The sequence below is a fragment of the Halalkalicoccus sp. CGA53 genome (assembly GCF_036429475.1).
Taxonomy (GTDB): domain Archaea; phylum Halobacteriota; class Halobacteria; order Halobacteriales; family Halalkalicoccaceae; genus Natronorarus; species Natronorarus salvus.
In genome coordinates, this window is the sequence record NZ_CP144125.1 from 1668029 (window position 1) to 1687761 (window position 19733).

Genomic DNA, 19733 nt, shown 5'->3' on the forward strand with positions numbered 1-19733 from the left:
GCTCACTTTCACCCCGCTCTCAGAACCCCTTTAGGCGAGGGTGGGGTAGGGACGGGGGATGACACGGGTGATCCACACCGGCGACACCCACATCGGCTACCGGCAGTACCACCGAGAGGAGCGCCGGGCCGACTTCCTCGCCGCCTTCGAACGGGTGATCGACGACGCGATCGACGAGGACGTCGACGCCGTGGTCCACGCCGGCGACCTCTTTCACGACCGCCGACCCGACCTGGTCGACCTCCTCGGGACGCTCGACGCCCTCCGGACGCTCGAGGGTGCAGGAATCCCGTTCCTCGCCATCGTCGGCAACCACGAGGGGACGAGAAGCGACCAGTGGCTCGACCTCTACGAACGCCTCGGCCTCGCGACCCGTCTCGACGCGTGCGGGACCGTGGTGGGAGAGGTCAGCTTCTACGGCCTCGACCACGTCCCCGAGTCCCAGCGCGAGGAGCTCTCCTACGAGTTCGAGCCCACGGAGAGCGAGTTCGCCGTCCTCGTATCGCACGGCCTGTTCGAGCCGTTCGCCCACGCGAACTGGGACACCGAGGAGCTCCTCTCGCGCTCGACGGTCGAGTTCGACGCCCTGCTCCTCGGCGACAACCACGTGCCCGGTCAGCAGCGGGTCGACGAGACGTGGGTCACCTACCCCGGCTCGACCGAGCGCGCGAGCGCGAGCGAGGAGGACGACCGTGGCTACAACCTCGTCACGTTCGACGACGGTTCGAGCGGGGACGAGAGCGGCGAACGGACCACGGGCGACGGCGTCAGGATCGCCCGCCGGGGGATCGAGACGCGTCCGTTCGTCTTCTGCGATGTCGACCTCGGCGAGGGCGAGGGGGTCGACCGCGTGCTCGAACGCGTCGGCCAGCACGAACTCGAGGACGCGGTCGTGATCGTCCGTGTCGCGGGGGAGGGCGAGCCGATCACCCCCGCGGAGGTCGAACGGTACGCGACCGACCGCGGCGCGCTCGTCGCGCGGATGTACGACCGTCGGGAGGTCGAATCGGGTACCGAGATCGACGTCTCGTTCGCCGACCCCGACGAGGCGGTCAGAGAGCGGGTGCGGGAGATGGGGCTCAGCCCGGTCGCGAGCGCGGTCGACGAGACGGTCAGGGCGAGCAAGCTGGCCGACTCGACCGTCCGGATGGCGGTCGCCGACACGGTTCGGGAGCGCCTCGACGACCTGGATGCGTTCGAGGGGGTGGACGAGTCGAAAGCAGAGGAGGGGGCGGTCTCGGGGACGGAGGCCGACCTCCGAACGGGGGCGGAAGACGATCCGGCGGAGGACACGAGTGAATCCCGTGGAGCCACGGAGACGGTCGACGGTGCCGAGGCGGACGGTCGTGACGGTGCCGCGACGGCGGTCGGGCGCTCGGAGGCTGCCGAGGCGGCGAGTGACGGCGGCGAGGAGAGCGAGCCGGGGGAGACCGAGGACTCCGAGGGCGACGACCAGCGTTCGATGGAGGAGTACCTGTGAGGGTCGACCGACTCCGCCTCTCGAACTTCAAGCCCTACGGCGAGTGCGACCTCGCCCTCGACACCGGGGTGACGGTGATCCACGGGCCGAACGGCGGCGGGAAGTCCTCGCTGCTCGAGGCGTGTTTCTTCGCGCTCTACGGCTCGTCGGCGCTCTCCGGTACGCTCGAGGAGGCGATAACGAACGGCGAGGAGGAGTGCGAGGTGGCGCTCTCTTTCACCCACGGCGGGGAGTCGTTTCACCTCGAGCGGCGGATCCGGCTCTCGGGCGACCGGGCGACGACCGCCCGGTGTACGCTCGAGACCCCCGGCGGGACGATCGAGGGTGCGCGCGACGTCGAGCGGACGATATCGGCACTCCTGCGGATGGACGACGAGGCGTTCGTCAACTGCGCGTACGTCCGTCAGGGCGAGGTGAACAAGCTGATCCACGCGACGCCGGCCGAACGCCAGGACACGATCGACGAACTGCTCCAGCTCGGAACGCTCGAGGAGTACAGAGAACGCACCAACGAAGCCCGGCTGGGCGTCGAGGACGTGCGAAGCGACGTCCGCGGCGGCCTCTCCGAGATCGAGGCACAGATCGAGGCGAAAGAGGAGAAGGGACTCCCCGCGGAACTGAACGAGCTCGAGACCGAACTGAACGAGGTCGAGGCGGAGGTCGAGCGGTTCGAGGGGAACCGGGAGCGCGCACGCGACACCCGCGACGCGGCGATCGAGATACTCGAAGAACACGAAGCGCGCAGGGAGGAACTCTCCGATCTCGAATCGGAGGTCGAATCGCTTCGTGCGACGATCGCCGAGACCGAACGCGAACGCGAGCGACTGCGCGAGCGGATCGGGGAGCGCCGCGAGGAGCAGGGAGAGCTCCGGAACGAGCGCCGAGAGGCGCTCGCCGAGAGTCCGCTCGACGCGGACGCCGATACGGGTGCGATCGAGGAGCGACGCTCCGAGCTGGAGAACGAGGTGGAGTCGGTTCGCGAGGCGATCCGCGAGGCGAGCCTCGCGAAGCAGGAGGCGGCGAGCGAGGCGTCCGCCGCCGAGGAGCGCGCGGAGGACAGAGCCGAGCGAGCGGCGACGAACCGCGAGGAGGCCGAGGGGCTCTCGAGTTCCATCGAGGAGGCGGAGACGACGCTCGCGAGCAGGCGGGAGGCGATCGAGGAGCTCGACGACCGAGCGTCCGACCTCGAAGCGGAGTTCGCCGACGCACCGATCGAGCGGGGCGAGGCCGAGGCACACCTCGGGGCGCTCGAGGACGAACGCGACGAGTTACGCGAAGAGCGCTCGGAGCTCCGTGCGCGCCTCGAGGCCGCCCGCGAGCGAGTAGCGGAGGCCGAGCGACTGCTCTCGGAGGGCAAGTGTCCGGAGTGCGGCCAGCCGGTCGAGGGGTCGCCGCACGTCGACTCGCTCTCGGCGGATCGGGAACGGGTCGACTCGCTAGAGGGAGGTGTGGCCGATCTCGATACCGGGATCGAGCGCCTCGATCCCGGTATCGAGACGGCGGAGGAGCTGTGCGACGCGGAGACGGAGATCGAACGCCTGCGCGAGCAACGCTCGACGCTCTCGGAGCTCGTCGAGGAGCGCGCCTCCTCGATCGAGGCAGACCGCGAACGGGTCGAGGCGCTCCGAGAGAACGCGGCGGAGTTGGACGACGACGCGGAGAGGGCACGGGAGGAGGCACGGGCTGCACGCGAACGTGCCGAGGGTCACCAGGCGAAACTGGCCGATCTGGACGAGGATCGGGAGGCGCTCGCCGAGCGGATCGGGCGGGTCGAGCGGATCTCGGACCTCGGCGAACGGATCGCGGAGCTCGAGACGGAGATCGACCGCCTCGGCGAGGGCCGCGAGTCGAAGGCGGCGCTCAACGACGAGCGCCGCGAACGGCTGGCCGAGAAGCGCGAGCGGATCGATGAGCTCGAAGCGGAGTACGACCCCGAGCGGATCGAGCGGGCGGAGGCGAACCGGGAGGAGGCCGAGGAGTACCTCGAGCGCGTCGAGACGAAGCTCTCGGAGCTCGAGCGCGAGGAGGCAGAGCTCCGGGACCGGATCGGCGGCGTGCGCGGCGAACTCGACGAGCTCGACGCACTTCGCGGGCGTCGAGAGGAGATCGCGGAGCGGCTGGAAGCGCTCGACTCGCTCTACGAGGAGGTCGACGCGCTCCAGAGCATGTACGCGACACTCAGGGCCGAACTCCGCCAGCGCAACGTCGAGACGCTCGAACGGATGCTGAACGAGACGTTCGACCTGGTGTACCGAAACGACTCCTACGCCCACATCGAGCTGACCGGCGAGTACGAGCTCACGGTCTATCAGAAGGACGGCGAGGCGCTCGATCCCGAACAGCTCTCGGGGGGCGAGCGCGCGCTGTTCAACCTCAGTCTGCGGTGTGCGATCTACCGCCTGCTCGCCGAGGGGATCGAGGGGACCGCGCCGATGCCGCCGCTGATCCTCGACGAGCCGACGACCTTTCTCGACTCGGGCCACGTCCGCCAGCTGGTCGAGCTGATCGAGGCGATGCGGACGCTCGGGGTGGATCAGATCGTCGTCGTCAGCCACGACGACGAGCTCATCGGCGCGGCCGATCGACTGGTCACGGTCGAGAAGGACCCGACGTCGAACCGGTCGTCGGTCGAACGCGAGAGCGCAGCTGCGGTGACAGTCGGCGACTGAATCGAGGTCGCGGGTGTCGGACGACGGATCACGGGTCCCGTTTCCTTTTATCGTGACTCCCGCTCGTGGCAGGAGGATACTTCCCACTACGTGGGACCTACCACGATCCACGGATAGCGTTTTATTGGATATCCGCGTGTTATGGAGAGTATGCCTCCGGTACGTAGCCGGTTTGGGGTCCCAACGCTCGTCAGGGCCGTCCTCGCATCTCTGATCGCCGGAGTTGGCAAACGAGCGTCACGGCGCTCTGAACGTCGGTTTGTGACGTCTTCTTCCTATTGGGAGTGTTAGTAGATGGCCGAGAGCTCGACGGATGAACGTTCGGAACACCGTCGGAAAATCGGTTCTCGCGCGGAACAACTCGACCGGGAACGGACCGCGTTCGAACGGGGTCGGGTTTCACGTGCTACGTTGAAACGACTCGCGTTGATCGGTGCGCTGTACGTCGGCGTTCTCGTGGCTATCTACGCAACTGTCGCCCAGACGGCCGGGAGAACTGCGTTTCAGATACTTCCGGTCGTGATCGTTATCGCCTTCGTCTTCGAGGGGCTCGATTCGTCGGCCGGGATGGGATTTGGAACGGCGCTCGCTCCGCTGTTGTTCATTCTCGGCTACGAACCGCTCCAGGTCGTTCCAATTCTCTTACTCTCCGAGATGATGACGGGACTCGTTGCCGGATTCGTCCACCACGAATTCGATAACGTACACTTCGAATTGGACCCGAGTAACGAAGCAACCAAGCTGGTGGCGCTGTTCGCGACCATCGGTTCGGTCGCTGTATTCGCTTCGATCGTCCTCGTCTACGCAGCGGTCGAACTCGATACGAGTCTCATTAAAATCTACGTCGGGAGTGTGGTGGTTCTCATGGGCGTGAGCGGGCTGATTCGTGTGAAGATCGGAACAAGCGCCACGTACCGCCCGAAGGTGTTGGTCGGCTTTGCCCTACTGGCAGGAGTGAACAAGGGCATCGGCGGTGGGGGATACGGACCCGTGATCACTCTCGGACAACTCTTTTCGGGAGTGTACGAGAAGAGTGCGACGGCTATCACGACGCTCTCTGAAGGGATCGTCTCGTTGGTCGGTGTCGTCGCCTTTTTTCTGATAACGATTCACGGAGTAGCAATAGACCCGCTGCTTCTCCCATCGGTATTCGTCGGTGGCTTCCTCGCAGCAGTCCTCGCTCCGTTTTTCGTACGAGTCGTACCGAACGCGGTGTGGCGCTACGTGATCCCCGGGTACGCATTCCTCATCGGCGTCTCGGCGATTGTTCTCGGCTTGGATCTGTGATCGACGTGGTAGGCCATCACGAGGGAATCGTGGTTCGTCAATTGAACACCGCAGCCGATCGTTGATTTCGTTCCCATAGAGCAGAAATCCGCGAAGTACAGCGGGTTTCCAGCACCGGCTCATGTTATCCGTATGGGACTTGAATGAGTCTCGGAGATGGCGTCAAGAACCAGTGATGGGTCGATCAGGAGCATCACGTCTACGGGGGTCCCCACGTGCCAGCCCGAAGATACCTCAGCAGCCGTTCGTGAACGACTCGTAGGTCAGACGTGGGAGAGCGCGGATACGATCTACGTCCTTGACGGGAGGAGGCTCATCGGTCGTATCGATATCACTGCTCTCCTCCGATCAACGGAGGACCTCCCGATCTCACAGCTGATGGAGCCAGCGAGTGCGCAGCTACAGTCCGGTACGGACCGAGAACACGCCATACTCCTCGCGATAAAAGAAGACAGAGACGAGATCCCGGTCGTCGACAGCGACGGGCAGTTCATCGGTGCCGTGACCTCCCAGGCCATCATCGATACCATGCACAGAGAACACTTCGAGGACGTACTCCTCCGTGCGGGGGTACGAAAGGCCGGGCATCAGATCGTAGACCACACATCCGCCCGTGTTCGTATCGCCGTCCGGAGCCGGGCCCCGTGGCTCCTGTTTGGCCTAGTGGCCGGGTTGCTTCTCAGTGTCATCACGAGCCAGTTCGAGGGGACCATGGAAGAGACGATCGCACTCGCATTCTTTCCCCCAGTCATCGCGTACATCGCCGATTCAGTGGGAACGCAGTCGGAGACCATCGCAATCAGGGCGTTTGCGATCGCCGACGTCAACTACGGTAGCTACATCCAACAAGAACTCCTCGTCGGGATCGTCCTCGGAACCATGATAGGGATCCTCGGTGGGCTCGGCGCAACAGCTATTGTCGACTCGCCACAGATAGGTTTCGTCGTCGGACTCTCGCTGTTCGTTTCTAGTGCCGTGGCAACCGTCCTCGCCTCCCTCATCCCGGTTGGGTTCATTCTGTTGAACGTGGATCCAGCACTCGGCAGTGGCCCGATTGCTACCGCACTTCAAGACGCCTTCAGTATCGCTATCTACTTCCTGTTCGCACTTACCCTGCTCTGATCCGTGATTTTCGAGATCGAGCCACGAGTCGGTTTGGCCGAGATGGTGCGAAGGTGCCTTCTATTCGGTACGGCTCCGAACGCGACTCAGAACTGATGGAGCGACCGATGATCGATACGTCTCTCTCGTGAGCGGCCGATTCATCGAACGACGGCCGAAACCTACTCCCGCGAACTCTCCCCCGAGACCCTTGACGAGGTCTCTCACCGGTCACCGCCGACCAGGATGAAAGGCCACTGGAAGACGCTCGGATCCGTCCGTCGACCCTACCGCAGTGCGTCGAGCGCGCGTTCGCTGAGGTCGGTCGTCGTGTAGCCACGCTCCCCGTTCACGCTCGTTTCTTCGATCAGTCCCGATACGTGAAGTTCCGCGATCCGGCCGTGGAGGTCGCTCTCACAGAGGTCGTAGGCGGCCATGAGTTCACGCACCGAGAGCGGACCCCGGCGGTCGAGTTCGAGGAGCAGGCCCAGCCCGCGGTCGTTGTGAACCGCGGAGAGCAGCGTTCTGGTGGGGGCAGAGACGGTCCGTGCGGCGGTCTCCAGGGGGGACTCGCCGCCGACGGGAGAGAGCCGGGCGTTCTCGACGTAGCGCTCCTCGCCCGTCTCGGGGTCGAAGACGAGGCTGCTCTCGGCCGACCGCTTTCGCAGGAGATACCGCCCGCCCTCGTCGTCCTCGACGGTTCGCATACGTGGTCGTGGTTCGGGAGGAAGAAAGCGGTTCTGTTACGGCTCGTCCTCTCCCTCTCCCTCTCCGGGTTCGCCTTCCTGCTCGCCGTACATCTCGTCGAAGTCGAGCCGGGAGTAGTAGAGGAGGCCGTGTGCGAGGGCGAAGACGCCGAGCAGGGCGAGCGCGCCGCCGAGGCGCCAGTCGCCCCTGAAGTAGACGAGCATCGGGCCGACGCTGACGCCGAAGACGCCGATGTGGGCGATGAGGACGAGGGTCCAGAACGCCCTGAGCAGCGACTTCGACATTCCCTCGGGTCCGGTGAGTCCGTGGTCCTCGGGCTCGACGTCGGGGACGCGTGGTCCGATCTGGGGTTCGTCGGGCTCGTGTGCGGATCGCTCGTCGAGTACCACGAACGGGGTTCGGAGGGGTGAGTCAAAAGCGGTTCGACGTTCAGGTCAGATCGGAGAGTCTTACGGTCAGCGACGAGTGTACCCAGGCGAGGGGGTTGTAGCCGTCGAAGAGGACGAGCCCCCCGTCGGCCTCGTACGCCTCGACGCGCTCGACCGCCTCGCCGGCGGGACGCTCCTCGCGACCGTTCCGTTCGTCTCCGGTGCGTGTGGACATCGTCGTCGTCACCGTCACGTGGTACGCGATAGCACGATATATGTGTTGTTGCTGACCGTCGAATCTGACGACTACTAGGTGAACTAGGTCTTCAGTAGTGTATTCACACGACACACTCGAGATAAATCGAACGATGCGATATCAGAAATTTGTCACTCTCCCCCGGTTCGAAGCGGATCCGCTCGCCGGGGTGGGCCGAAGACGGACCCCAGACCGTGGGGCCTATACCGGGGGGTGGCGAAGGCCGGGTATGCAGCAGTCGGGGCTCTCCGAGTTCGAGACGGGTGCGGGCGACGCCGCGAGTCGAGACCTCGACGCCGACCGGGACGCGGCCGCCGAGGCGGAGGCGACCGCGGGCAACGGCGGCGTGGTCGTCGACGAGGTCGTCGATCCGGACGAGGCGACGTTTCCGCCGGTCGACGACCGGGTCGACCTCGCCGTCACGCAGGTGAACTACACGGTCGCCGAAGCGGGGTCGACCGAGCGCCCGATCGTCCACGTCTTCGGCCGCCGCGAGGACGGCACGGCCGAGCACGTCCGCGTCTACGGCTTTCGGCCCTACTTCTACGCCCCGACCGAGAGCCTCACCGACGCGGACCTCGCCGACGGGCGGATCACCGGCAGCCAGGAGGGCTACGAGAGCATCCGCGGCGAGTCGTTGACGAAGATATTCGGCCGGACCCCCCGGGACGTGGGGGCGATCCGCGACGAGTTCGACCACTACGAGGCGGACATCCTCTTCCCGAACCGCTTTCTGATCGACAAGGACGTTCGCAGTGGAGTCTCCGTCCCGAACCGCCGGTCGGAGGACGACGGCGCGCTCGTCGTCCACGAGGAGGAGGTCGAGGCGGTCGACCTGCAGATCCCACCGAGGGTCCACACCTTCGACATCGAGGTCGACGACCGTTCCGGGTTTCCGGAGGAGGGCGAGGAGCCGATCATCTGTCTCACCAGCCACGACTCGGTGCGCGAGGAGTACGTCGTCTGGCTGTTCGACGCGCCCGCGGGCGAGGCGGCGGTACCTGAAGCGCTCGCCGGCTACGAGTTCCTCGCCGGCGAGACGACGGTCGACGTGCGCGGGTTCGAGACCGAGGCGGCGATGCTCGACGACTACCTCACGTACGTCGAGGAGACCGACCCGGACGTGCTGACGGGGTGGAACGCCGACGACTTCGACGCGCCGTACGTGCTCGACAGGCTGGAGCGCCTCGATTCAGGGAGCGAGTACGACCTGCGGGGAGAGCGTCTCTCGCGGGTGAACGAGGTCTGGCGGAACAATTGGGGCGGGCCGAACGTGAAGGGACGGGTGGTGTTCGACCTGCTGTATGCCTACCAGCGGACGAAGTTCTCCGAACTCGACTCCTACCGGCTGGATGCGGTCGCGGAGGTCGAACTCGGCGTCGGGAAGGAGCGATACACGGGTGCGATCGGCGACCTCTGGGAACAGGACCCCGAACGCCTCTTGGAGTACAACCTGCGCGACGTCGAACTCTGTGTCGAGATCAACGACCGCCAGGACCTCATCCCGTTCTGGCAGGAGGTCCGCACGTTCGTCGGCTGCAAACTCGAGGACGCGACCACGCCCGGCGACGCGGTCGACATGTACGTCCTGCACAAGGTCCACGGTCAGTTCGCGCTCCCCTCGAAGGGGCGCGTCGAGGGCGAGGAGTACGAGGGCGGAGCGGTGTTCGACCCGATCACCGGGGTTCGCGAGATGGTCTCGGTGCTCGACCTGAAGTCGCTGTACCCGATGTGCATGGTGACGACGAACGCCAGCCCCGAGACGAAGGTCGATCCAGAGCGCTACGACGGCGAGACCTACCGTGCGCCGAACGGGACCCACTTCCGGAAGGAGCCGGACGGGATCATCCGGGAGATGGTCGACGAACTGCTCGCAGAGCGCGAGCAGAAGAAAGTACTCAGAAACGACCACGACCCCGGGAGCGAGACCTACACCGTCTACGACCGCCAGCAGGCGGCGGTGAAGGTGATCATGAACTCTCTCTATGGCGTCCTCGGCTGGACCCGGTTCCGGCTCTACGACCAGGAGATGGGCGCGGCGATCACCGCCACGGGCCGCGAGGTGATCCGGTTCACCGAGCGGGCGGCGAACGAACGAGACAAAGAAGTGATATATGGTGACACGGACTCGGTGATGCTGGAGTTCGGCGGGGGCGCCTCGACCGAGGAGGTTATCGAGCAGTCGTTCGAGTTAGAGGACTACATCAACGACCGGTACGACGAGTTCGCCCGCGAAGAGCTCGGCGCGGACGACCACCGCTTCCAGATCGAGTTCGAGAAGCTCTACCGACGGTTTTTCCAGGCGGGGAGCAAGAAACGGTACGCCGGCCACATCGTCTGGAAGGAGGGGAAGGAGGTCGACGACATCGACATCACCGGCTTCGAGTACAAACGATCGGACATCGCGCCGATCACGAAGGAGGTCCAGCACCGGGTGATCGAGATGATCGTCACCGGGGAGGAGTTAGCGGAGGTGACGACCTACCTCACCGAGGTGATCGCCGAGTTCCTCGAGGGCGAACTCCCGTACGACGAGATCGCGATCCCGGGCGGGATCGGAAAGCGCCTCGACGCCTACGACACGGCGACGGCGCAGGTACGCGGCGCACAGTACGCCAACGAGTTCCTGGGGACGAACTTCGGCAGGGGTTCGAAGCCGAAACGGCTCTACCTGCGGAAGGTCCACCCGGACTTCTTCAAGCGACTGGAGGCCGAGGAGGGGCTCGACCCCCATCAGAACGACCTCTACAACGAGTTCAAACGCGACCCGGACGTGATCTGTTTCGAGTACGCCGACGAGATCCCCGAGGAGTTCGAGGTCGACTACGAGAAGATGCTCGAGAAGACGCTGGAGAACCCGATCTCCCGGGTGATCGAGGCGCTCGGAATCTCCTGGGAGGAGGTCCGGACCGGCCAGCAACAGACCGGCCTCGGGAGCTTCATGTAACGATTCTTCATCGGCGAACTATTTTTCCCGATTCGAGAACCGATCACCCCGAATACGAAACCATTATGCGTCGCACGACCCTCCCCACGCGTGAGAGAAATGGCTACGCTAGAGATCACGAACCTGCACGCGGAGGTCGCAGAAGAGGGCGGGGAGACGATTCTTCGAGGGGTCGACCTCGAGGTACGATCGGGCGAGATCCACGCGCTGATGGGTCCGAACGGGAGCGGGAAGTCGACGCTGGCGAAGATCGTCGCCGGGCACCCGGCCTACGAGGTCACCGACGGCGAGGTACTGATCCACCTCGACGACGGAGACTTCGGCGAGGAGTTCGAGATCCCGGCGGACAAGCGCACCTGGAACCTACTCGAGCTCGAACCGAACGAGCGCGCCGCGCTCGGCGTCTTCCTCGGCTTCCAGTACCCCGCCGAGATCGAGGGCGTCACGCTGACGAACTTCCTCCGCCAGGCGGTCAACGCCCGTCTCGGCGAGCGCGAGGAGCTCTTCGAAGAGGACGACGAGGAGGACTCAGAGCGCGTCGAGTCCGAGGACACCGGCTACGACACGAGCCCGATGGAGGGGCCGGTCGACGACGGCGAGATCGGCGTCGCCGAGTTCCAGCAGCTCCTCCAGGAGAAGATGGAGCTGCTCGACATGGACGAGAAGTTCGCGATGCGGTACCTCAACGCCGGCTTCTCCGGCGGTGAGAAGAAACAGAACGAGGTGCTCCAGGCCGCGATGCTCGAACCCGAGATCGCCGTCCTCGACGAGATCGACTCCGGGCTCGACATCGACCGCCTGCAGGACGTCTCCCACGGGATCAACGCGCTGCGCGACGAGCAGGGAACCGGAATCCTGCAGATCACACACTACCAGCGGATCCTCGACTACGTCGAGCCCGACCACGTCCACGTGATGCTCGACGGACAGATCGCCATGAGCGGCGGACCCGAACTCGCCGAGAAGCTAGAGGACAAGGGCTACGACTGGGTCCGAGACGAGTTCTACCAGACGGCCTGATAACTGCAAAACTACCATACAAATACACACAATGAGCTCAGAAGAACTCACGAAGAACCAGGAGCGCTTCGATCACAAGAACGAGGAGCGATCGGCGTTCCGCTCGGAGAAGGGGCTGACCGAGGAGGTCGTCCGGCTGATCAGCGAAGACAAGGAGGAACCGGAGTGGATGCTCGAGCGGCGTCTGCGCGCGTTGAAACACTACCAGCGGATGCCGATGCCGACCGACTGGCCCGGCCAGCCCGACCTCTCGGAGCTGGACGTCTCGGAGATCGTCCCGTACATCCGCCCCGACGTCGAAACCCGTGGCGGCGTCGACTCCTGGGAGGAGGTCCCCGACGAGATCAAAGACACGTTCGAGAAACTCGGCATCCCCGAGGCAGAGCGCAAATCCCTCTCCGGGGTAGGCGCGCAGTACGAGTCCGAGATCGTCTACCAGAACATGAAAGAGCAGTGGGAGGACAAGGGCGTGGTCTTCATGAACATGGATCAAGCGGTGCAAGACCACCCCGAGATCGTCAAGGAGTACTTCATGACGACGTGCGTCCCACCGAGCGACAACAAGTTCGCCGCGCTGCACGGCGCCGTGTGGAGTGGTGGCTCGTTCGTCTACGTGCCCGAGGGGGTGACGGTGGAGATGCCCGTTCAGGCGTACTTCCGGATGAACTCCGAAGGGATGGGCCAGTTCGAACACACGTTGATAGTGGCTGAAGAGGGCTCGGAAGTCCACTACATCGAGGGGTGTTCGGCGCCGAAGTACAACGTGATCAACCTGCACTCGGGCGGTGTCGAGGTCTTTGTGGGTGAGGACGCCCACGTGCAGTACTCGACGGTGCAGAACTGGTCGAAGAACACGTTCAACCTGAACACGAAGCGAGCGATCGTCGACCGCGGCGGGCGGATGGAGTGGGTCTCTGGAAGCATGGGCTCGAAAGCGACGATGCTCTACCCGTGTTCGATTCTCAAGGGTCGCGGAGCGTCGGCGAACCACATCTCGATCGCGTTCGCGGGCGAGGGTCAGGACATCGACACGGGGGCGAAAGTCTACCACAACGCTCCTCGTACTAATTCGACGATCGAGTCGAAGAGCATCTCGAAGGACGGCGGTCGGACGAACTACAGAGGGTTGGTCCACATCGCCGACGGCGCGCACGACTCGTCGACGGCGGTGGAGTGTGACGCGCTGATGTTCGACAACGAGTCGATCTCGGACACGATGCCGTACATGGAGATCAACGAGTCGACGGTCGACGTCGCGCACGAGGCGACGGTGGGGAAGATCGGCGACGAGGACATCTTCTACTTACAAACGAGAGGACTCGACGACGACGACGCGAAACAGATGATCGTCTCGGGGTTCATCGAGCCGATCACCGAAGAGCTACCGATCGAGTACGCCGTCGAGCTGAACAGGCTGATCGAACTCGAGATGGAGGGCAGCCTCGGATGAGCGCGAAGATCCAGCATGCCGAGATCTCCGAGGAGACGGTCCGCGAGATCTCGAGCCGGCTCGACGAGCCGGAGTGGATGCTCGAGACTCGTCTCTCCGCGCTCTCCGCACTGGACGAGATCGACCTGCCGAAGGTGATCCAGACGCCGGGTCGGCGGTGGACGAACCTCGCGGACCTGGACTTCGAGTCGCTGGTCGATCCGCTCGACGCTCGCGAGAAGAAGGATCAGATCGGGCCGGACGAGGTCGAGGTGCTCTCGTTCGCCGAGGCCTTGCAGGAGCACGAGGAGCTCGTGAAGGAGCACTTCGGCTCGATCCTCGATCCGGAGACGAACTACCTGACTGCGCTCTCGACGGCGCTGTTCTCGACCGGGACGGTCGTCTACGTACCCGAGGGCGTCGACGCCGAGGACGTCACGATCCGGACGACGATGAACTCGCGGTCGCTCTTCAACTACACGCTCGTCGTCACCGAGCAGTCGAGTTCGGTGACGATCCTCGAGCGACAGGAGACCGGCGAGAACGTCGAGGGCGAGCGATACTACAGCGGCCTCGTCGAGATCGCGGCGGGCGAGAACTCCAGCGTGCAGTACGGCAGCCTGCAGGACCTCTCGGAGGAGACCTACGTCTACACGCTGAAGGAGGGCGAGACCGACACCTACGCGACGCTCGACTGGATCGAGTGCAACCTCGGCTCGCGGCTGACGAAGGCCTCGGTCGAGACGACGCTCGCGGGCGACGGCTCCGAGTCACGGATCATCGGGGCCTTTTACGGTCACAACGACCAGCATCTGGACGTCGACGCCCGGGTCTGGCACCGCGCCGAGCACACGGTCGCGGACCTCGTGACCCGCGGGGTGCTCGACGACGCGGCGCGCTCGGTCTACGAGGGCGTCCAGCACGTCGGGAAGGAGGCCTGGAACACCAGCTCCTACCAGCGCGAGAACACGCTGATGCTAAGCGACGAGAGCGAGGCCGACGCCTCCCCGAAGTTGATCATCAACAACCACGAGACCGAGGCGAGCCACTCGGCGACCGTGGGTCAGATCGATCGCGAGGACCTCTTCTACATGACCTCGCGCGGCATCGGCGAGCGCGAGGCACGGAACACCCTCGTCGAGGGCTTCTTCGTGCCCGTCTTAGAGGAGATCGAGGTCGACGAACTCCGAGAGGACCTCGAAGCACGTATCGTCAGCCGGCTCCGATAGCCGGCCATGCACGGGTTTCGGTGTATCGTACGGACACAACGTTTTCACGGCTCGGCCCCGAGTGAGCGCGTATGAGCGTCGGGACGACCGTCACGTCGGACCAGCAGCTCGTCCGCCTGCTCCAGATCGGGGTCGTCCTCGAAGAGGTCGTCGAGGCGCGCGCCGCCCACCACTACCGATCACTGTCGGACGAAGAGCGCGAACAGCTCGACGAGCGGATCGTGGCGCTGCTCGATCACGCCGCCGAGGAGTCCGCAGAACACAGAGAGCGCTTGGAGGGACTGATCGACGCGCTCGACGCCGAGAGCGTCGCGTTCGAGGAGATCGAGACCCTCGTGCGGGGCCACTACGGACAGACGAAACCCGAGGACTTCGACGGTATCCTCTACGACCAGCTCCACGGCGAGGAGACGGCGTACAAGTTCTACGACGACCTGATCACGGCGATCGAAGAGAGCGACGCACAGTTCAGCGTGGACCGCGTGCGGCTGCTCTCCGTGCTTCGGGAGATCCGGGAGGAGGAGAGGGACGGGGCGCAGGAGGTCGCAGACATCATGGAGGAACGAGAATGACGGCGGGCGAGGAGGCGTCGGACGGAAACGATACGTATCGGGGGTGGTCGCCGTGAACCCACTCGCAGCGGAGCTGTTCGCTGCTCACGGCGACCACGAGAGGTGGTCGCAATGAACACAGCCGACCAGTACCTCAAGTCGATCTACCTGATCCAGCGGGCCGAGAACGGCCCGGCGGCGACGGGGGCGCTCGCCGACAGCCTCGACGTGAGCCCCGCCAGCGCGAACGAGATGATCGGGAAGCTCCAGGACCGGGAGCTGGTCGACCACGAGAAGTACAAGGGGGTGTCTCTGACCGACGACGGGATCGTCCGCGCGCGCGAGGCGCTCCAGACCTACTGCATCATCGAGCGCTTCCTCGCGAACGTCCTCGAGGTCGAGGAGTTCCGCGCCGAAGCCAGAGAGCTCGAGGCGGTGATCGACGAGACGGTCGCCGAGCGCCTCGATACGATCATCGAACGCGAACCCCAGTGCCCGGACTGTTTCGACCCCGAGGCCGACGTCTGTGCGCTGATCGACCTGGAGATCGAGGAGCTCGCCGACTGATCTGGGTCCCTCACCACTCGGTCGGGTGGGCCACCCTGCCGGTCGCGACGCCGGCCAGCAGCGCGAGGTAGCAGACGAGCGCGCCACAGAGTGCCGAGAGGAGGGAACCGGACCGGAACCGGAGCGAGCCGACGACGAGCGCGAGCGTCCCGATGACGGTGAGTGCCCTGACGTCCGGCCGCGACCACCACCTCCTGATCCGTTCCTGGTGGCGCGAGGCGACGTACTCGAAGGCGAGGGTGCCGAGCGCCCCGCCGAGCGCACTCGGGAGCGAGATCCGAAACCCCGCCCGACGGAGCGCGACCAGCGACGCGCAGAGCGCGCAGAGCGCGAGGCCGGCGTCGGTCCGGTGGGCTCGACTCACGGCTCAGAACCGATCGACGACGGGGATGCCGATCGTCTCGAACTCGGTCATCGCCTCGAGTCTCCCGGTGATCCCGTCGAGTCCGACCCGCTCGGAGACGACGAGCGAGGGATCGAGCTTGCCCGTCTCGACCATCCGGAAGATCTCGTCGTAGCGTGGAGGCTGCATCCCGAGCGAGCCGACGAACTCGATCTCGTTGAGCACCATCTCGTCGATCGGGAGGGTGACCTCGCCCTCCTCGCGTTTGGTCGTCATCCCGATCTGGACGTGCTGGCCGGTCGTCGCCAGACAGCGAACCGAGTTCCGGCAGGTCTCGGCGATGCCGAGCGCGTCGACGGAGACGTCGGCGCCGCGGTCGGTGATCGCCCGGATCTCCTCGGGTACGTCCTCGGCGTCGGCGGCGTTCACGCGTTCGACGGCGCCGAGGTCCTCAGCGAGGTCGAGTTTCTCGTCGGTCAGGTCGACGGCGATCACGTTCGCGCCGAGCGCGTCGCCGATGTGAACCGCGGAGAGTCCGATCCCCCCGCAGCCGTGGACGGCGAGCCAGTCGCCCGCACCGACGTCCGCGCGGTGGGCGAGCGCGTGGAAGGCGGTCATGAACCGACAGCCGAGTCCGGCCATCTCGACCGAGGAGACGTCCTCGGGGAGGGCAACGGCGTTGTGGTCGGCCGCGGGGACGTGGAGTTCCTCCGCCCACGCGCCCTGTGCGGTCTCGACGAAGCCGAGGCCCTGACGGTTCTCACAGACGTTCGAGCGCCCGTTCCGACAGAGCTGGCAGGTCCCGTCCCCGAGATTGAACGGGACCGCGACGTGGTCACCCTCTCGAACGGTGTCGACGCCCTCGCCCACCTCGATCACCGTCCCAGCTGGTTCGTGCCCGAAGACGTGTCCCTCCTCGAAGTCGACGCCCCGCCAGGCCCAGTCGCCGATCCAGCCGTGCCAGTCCGAGCGACAGATCCCGCAGGCTTCGACCTCCACGACGACACCGTCGGAGTCGGGCTCCGGCGCGTCGATCTCACGGACGTCGAGCGGTTCGCCGAATCCGGTGAACACGGCGGCTCGCATAGTGGTACCCCCACGGGCAGGGCTCTTAACCCTATGCCGGGAGATCCGTGCGATAGGGCGGGGAGATAACCGGTCGATCGTCCACCGGACCGGTCACGGGAACGGGGAGGTTTAAGTCGGCCGGTCCGTTGAGTTCGGTGTGAGGCGGGCCGACCCGCCGGAGCCCCGTGGTGTAGCGGCCAATCATAACGGCCTTTGGAGCCGTTGACACCGGTTCGAATCCGGTCGGGGCTATCGGTTTTCGTGGCGAGCACTGTCGCGAGCCACGAAACCGTGACGAGAACGGATTCGAATCAGGAAGTGGAGAGAGCGCGGGCGAGCGAAACGACCGTGGTTCGAATCCGATCGAGCTACTTCGTGTTGCAGTTTTCTGCTAATGGAACGTCCGGGAACTACGACCGAAGCCGACACGGCTCTACCGGATGTGTCGAGGAGTGTCGTTCTCGTGCCGAAACCTCCGGGCTCACCTCATACCGTCGGCAGGACGTCGGTCGGGGGTATCGAACCCTCGTGGTGCCGGGAATCCGTACAGAGTCACAGCCGGCAGTATCACGACCGACAGTTTCGAGGGACGGACGACGTCCCCTCGTCTGCCTTCCACGCCCGGTTCGAATATCACCTATACGTATAGGGTGTGAGTTCAATAACACTCGATGAATTCTACACCTCGGGGATGCCGATCGACTTCCCACTCCCCACATCGGCATCCCGATGCGGTCAGAGGTACAGCTTCCATTCTCCCCTCTCTGTACCCAGACGCAACCCACGCAGCAGAGTGAAATCGATCGAAAATCGCGTTGCGTCTTTCCTAATGTCGGGAGAGCGAAACTCTCGCGAACCGTGAGGCGAGCGGGACCGTCCCGGCGCGGTTCGAACTCGATCGAGGCTACTCTATCGCCGACGTATACGGAGGTGATGTGTCTGCTTCCATGAGCTGCCGAGCCCCACTCCGATGAGCGGTTCGTCGTCCGTTCAGTAGCCCAGATCGAACGCCCAGTTCACGAGTATCAGAACGAACACGAGCCCGAGCAGGCCGGTGAGGACGCCGAAGGAGACCGCCCAGCCAGCGAGGTCTGCGAGCAGGCCGACGACGACCGGGCCGAACGCACCGAGGACGAGGTAGACCGTTCGCACGAGGCCGAAGCCGGTGCTCCGTTCCTCCTCGGTGAGGTGGTCGATGAACCGCGGCTCGACGGCGGCGGCCCAGCTCAGCCCGATCCCGAGCAGGACGACCGCAGCGGCGATCCCCACGAGGCCGGGTGCGGCGACGAACGCGACCATCCCGACCGCCGCGGTGACCATGCAGCCAGCGGTCGCGGCCTCCCGGCCGTACCTGTCGGAGGCGGCGCCGACGCCGACCTTCACGACGCCCTGAACGACGAAGTACGCGGAGAAGACGACGCCCGCGAGCGTCGCCGACTGCCCGCGGTGTTCGATCAGGAACGTCGGGAGAAAGGAGGCGACCGCCTGCCAGACGAACGCCCCGACGAGCGCCATCACCAGCGTGAAGAGGATCGGTGGCCGGGCGAGCAGCGAGAGCGTCGGGGCGAGTTCGAAGCGCTCGCGCATCGGCTGGGCCGGACGCTGTGGCTCGGTCGGCCGGACCCGGAGCGCGAAGAGCACGAAGACGGGGACGGCGACGAGTGTGCCGACCGCGACGGCGGATCGCCAGCCGTACTGCGAGCCGACCCACGCGGCAGCGATCGGGGCGACCAGTCCCGCCGCGGGCGAGCCGATCGTGTGGATCCCGATCGCGGTCCCGATGTCGTCGTGCGTGCGGGTCAACAGGGCGGTCGCGACGCTGTAGTGGAGCCCGGCGACGCCGCCGAGGAGGACGGCGAAGAGGACGAACGCGGCGAACACCGGCGAGAGTGCGAGCAGCAGGCTCGTCACCGCGGTCCCACCGACGGCGACGAGGATCACGAGCCGTTCGCCGTAGCGGTCGCCGAGCACCCCGCTGGGGAACTGCGAGAGGGCGTAGGCGAGCCACATCCCGGACAGCGCGACCCCGATGACGGTGTTCGAGACCGCGAACTCGGCGTTGATCGCCGGGACGACGGGGCTGATCGCGAGTCGTGCGACCATCGTCGCGAAGAAAGCCACGGTACAGAGAACGAGAACGGTGTGTCGGTAAGCCCAGACCATCGGATCGGAGGTGTCACCTTCGAGCACTACCGCCAGCGGGATGAGCGTGTGGATAGGGGCAGGGCGAGCGCGTCGCGTGCCGCCGCGCCAACGCTTATCACCGCTCCGGCGCTCGGGTGAGACATGACCGATATCTTCGTCGGACGCCTGATGTCTTCGCCGGTCGAGACGGTCTCGCCCGAGGCCTCCGCACAGCGTGCCGCCCGGGCGATGGTCGAGAACGGGATCGGATCGGTGATCGTCACGGACGAGGCGGACCACGCCGTCGGGATCCTCACGGCGACCGACCTCGTCCGCCTCGGTGCGGAGGGAACCTCGGCGAGCGAGGTGCCCGTCAGCGAGTACATGAGCACGGAGCTGGTGACGACGACGGCGAACGCCTCGATCGAGGAGGCCGCAGACGCCATGATCGAGGAGGGCTTTCACCACCTCCCGGTCGTCGACGAAACCGAGGGCGTCATCGGCATCGTCACGACGACCGACCTGACGGCGTACCTCTCGCGGGCGGAGACGCCGAGCCCGTCGTAGTCGGCTCCCGTCGACCTCT

17 protein-coding genes and 1 tRNA gene are annotated in these 19733 nt (G+C 65.3%); 12 read left to right on the forward strand and 6 right to left on the reverse strand.

Annotated elements, in window-relative coordinates; translation table 11 throughout:
* Positions 1-58: 58 nt before the first annotated feature.
* The 4 genes from mre11 to V2L32_RS10075 all read left to right on the forward strand — a co-directional run bounded on the left by mre11 (position 59) and on the right by V2L32_RS10075 (position 6558).
* Positions 59-1480: a DNA double-strand break repair protein Mre11 gene (gene mre11, locus V2L32_RS10060; RefSeq protein ID WP_331236359.1), complete on the forward strand. Its 1422-nt coding sequence runs from the start codon at positions 59-61 to the stop codon at positions 1478-1480.
* A complete protein-coding gene (gene rad50, locus V2L32_RS10065) occupies positions 1477-4149 on the forward strand; it encodes a DNA double-strand break repair ATPase Rad50 (RefSeq protein WP_331236360.1) in 2673 nt (890 codons plus the stop codon). Before mre11 ends, rad50 begins: the two co-directional genes overlap by 4 nt.
* Positions 4150-4443: 294 nt before the next feature.
* Positions 4444-5436, forward strand: coding sequence for a TSUP family transporter (locus V2L32_RS10070; protein ID WP_331236361.1), 993 nt, complete (start codon positions 4444-4446; stop codon positions 5434-5436).
* Between the two features lie 156 nt (positions 5437-5592).
* Positions 5593-6558: a magnesium transporter gene (locus V2L32_RS10075; RefSeq protein WP_331236362.1), complete on the forward strand. Its 966-nt coding sequence runs from the start codon at positions 5593-5595 to the stop codon at positions 6556-6558.
* 266 nt (positions 6559-6824) lie between these two features.
* Here the strand turns inward: V2L32_RS10075 and V2L32_RS10080 are convergent, their stop codons facing one another.
* From V2L32_RS10080 to V2L32_RS10090, 3 genes are read right to left on the reverse strand one after another with little or no spacing between them, the layout of a single operon-like run.
* Positions 6825-7244: a DUF7346 family protein gene (locus V2L32_RS10080; RefSeq protein WP_331236363.1), complete on the reverse strand. Its 420-nt coding sequence runs from the start codon at positions 7242-7244 to the stop codon at positions 6825-6827.
* Between the two features lie 36 nt (positions 7245-7280).
* Complete coding sequence (locus tag V2L32_RS10085) at positions 7281-7634, reverse strand: DUF7322 domain-containing protein (protein ID WP_331236364.1); 354 nt, start codon at positions 7632-7634, stop codon at positions 7281-7283.
* A 40-nt stretch (positions 7635-7674) separates the two neighbouring features.
* Positions 7675-7848: a DUF7331 family protein gene (locus tag V2L32_RS10090; protein ID WP_331236365.1), complete on the reverse strand. Its 174-nt coding sequence runs from the start codon at positions 7846-7848 to the stop codon at positions 7675-7677.
* A gap of 250 nt (positions 7849-8098) precedes the next feature.
* Between V2L32_RS10090 and V2L32_RS10095 the strand changes: the two genes are divergently transcribed.
* From V2L32_RS10095 to V2L32_RS10120, 6 genes are all read left to right on the forward strand, one after another.
* Complete coding sequence (locus V2L32_RS10095; protein ID WP_331236366.1) at positions 8099-10816, forward strand: DNA-directed DNA polymerase; 2718 nt, start codon at positions 8099-8101, stop codon at positions 10814-10816.
* Between the two features lie 99 nt (positions 10817-10915).
* Positions 10916-11836 carry an ABC transporter ATP-binding protein gene (locus V2L32_RS10100; protein WP_331236367.1) on the forward strand — a complete coding sequence of 307 codons (921 nt, stop codon included), beginning with the start codon at positions 10916-10918 and terminating at the stop codon, positions 11834-11836.
* Between the two features lie 31 nt (positions 11837-11867).
* Positions 11868-13286 (forward strand): Fe-S cluster assembly protein SufB, encoded by a 1419-nt coding sequence (gene sufB / locus V2L32_RS10105; protein WP_331234889.1) that lies wholly within the window; start codon positions 11868-11870, stop codon positions 13284-13286.
* Complete coding sequence (gene sufD / locus V2L32_RS10110) at positions 13283-14494, forward strand: Fe-S cluster assembly protein SufD (protein ID WP_331236368.1); 1212 nt, start codon at positions 13283-13285, stop codon at positions 14492-14494. The genes sufB and sufD overlap by 4 nt, the downstream gene beginning before the upstream one ends.
* A gap of 71 nt (positions 14495-14565) precedes the next feature.
* On the forward strand, positions 14566-15066 hold the full coding sequence (locus V2L32_RS10115; RefSeq protein ID WP_331236369.1) for a ferritin-like domain-containing protein: 501 nt from the start codon (positions 14566-14568) through the stop codon (positions 15064-15066).
* Positions 15067-15177: 111 nt separating this feature from the next.
* On the forward strand, positions 15178-15612 hold the full coding sequence (locus V2L32_RS10120; protein ID WP_331236370.1) for a metal-dependent transcriptional regulator: 435 nt from the start codon (positions 15178-15180) through the stop codon (positions 15610-15612).
* A 10-nt stretch (positions 15613-15622) separates the two neighbouring features.
* Here V2L32_RS10120 and V2L32_RS10125 read toward each other — a convergent pair whose 3' ends face one another.
* A complete protein-coding gene (locus V2L32_RS10125; protein WP_331236371.1) occupies positions 15623-15976 on the reverse strand; it encodes a hypothetical protein in 354 nt (117 codons plus the stop codon).
* Between the two features lie 3 nt (positions 15977-15979).
* Positions 15980-17041: a zinc-dependent alcohol dehydrogenase family protein gene (locus V2L32_RS10130; RefSeq protein WP_331236372.1), complete on the reverse strand. Its 1062-nt coding sequence runs from the start codon at positions 17039-17041 to the stop codon at positions 15980-15982.
* Positions 17042-17202: 161 nt separating this feature from the next.
* Between V2L32_RS10130 and V2L32_RS10135 the strand changes: the two genes are divergently transcribed.
* Positions 17203-17275: transfer RNA gene (locus V2L32_RS10135), tRNA-Gln, on the forward strand.
* A gap of 738 nt (positions 17276-18013) precedes the next feature.
* Here V2L32_RS10135 and V2L32_RS10140 read toward each other — a convergent pair.
* Entirely contained in the window at positions 18014-19186 is a 1173-nt protein-coding gene (locus tag V2L32_RS10140) for an MFS transporter (protein WP_409348437.1), read from the reverse strand.
* A gap of 123 nt (positions 19187-19309) precedes the next feature.
* Here V2L32_RS10140 and V2L32_RS10145 point away from each other — a divergent pair, with 123 nt between their 5' ends.
* A complete protein-coding gene (locus tag V2L32_RS10145) occupies positions 19310-19714 on the forward strand; it encodes a CBS domain-containing protein (protein WP_331236374.1) in 405 nt (134 codons plus the stop codon).
* The last annotated feature ends 19 nt before the right edge of the window (positions 19715-19733 follow it).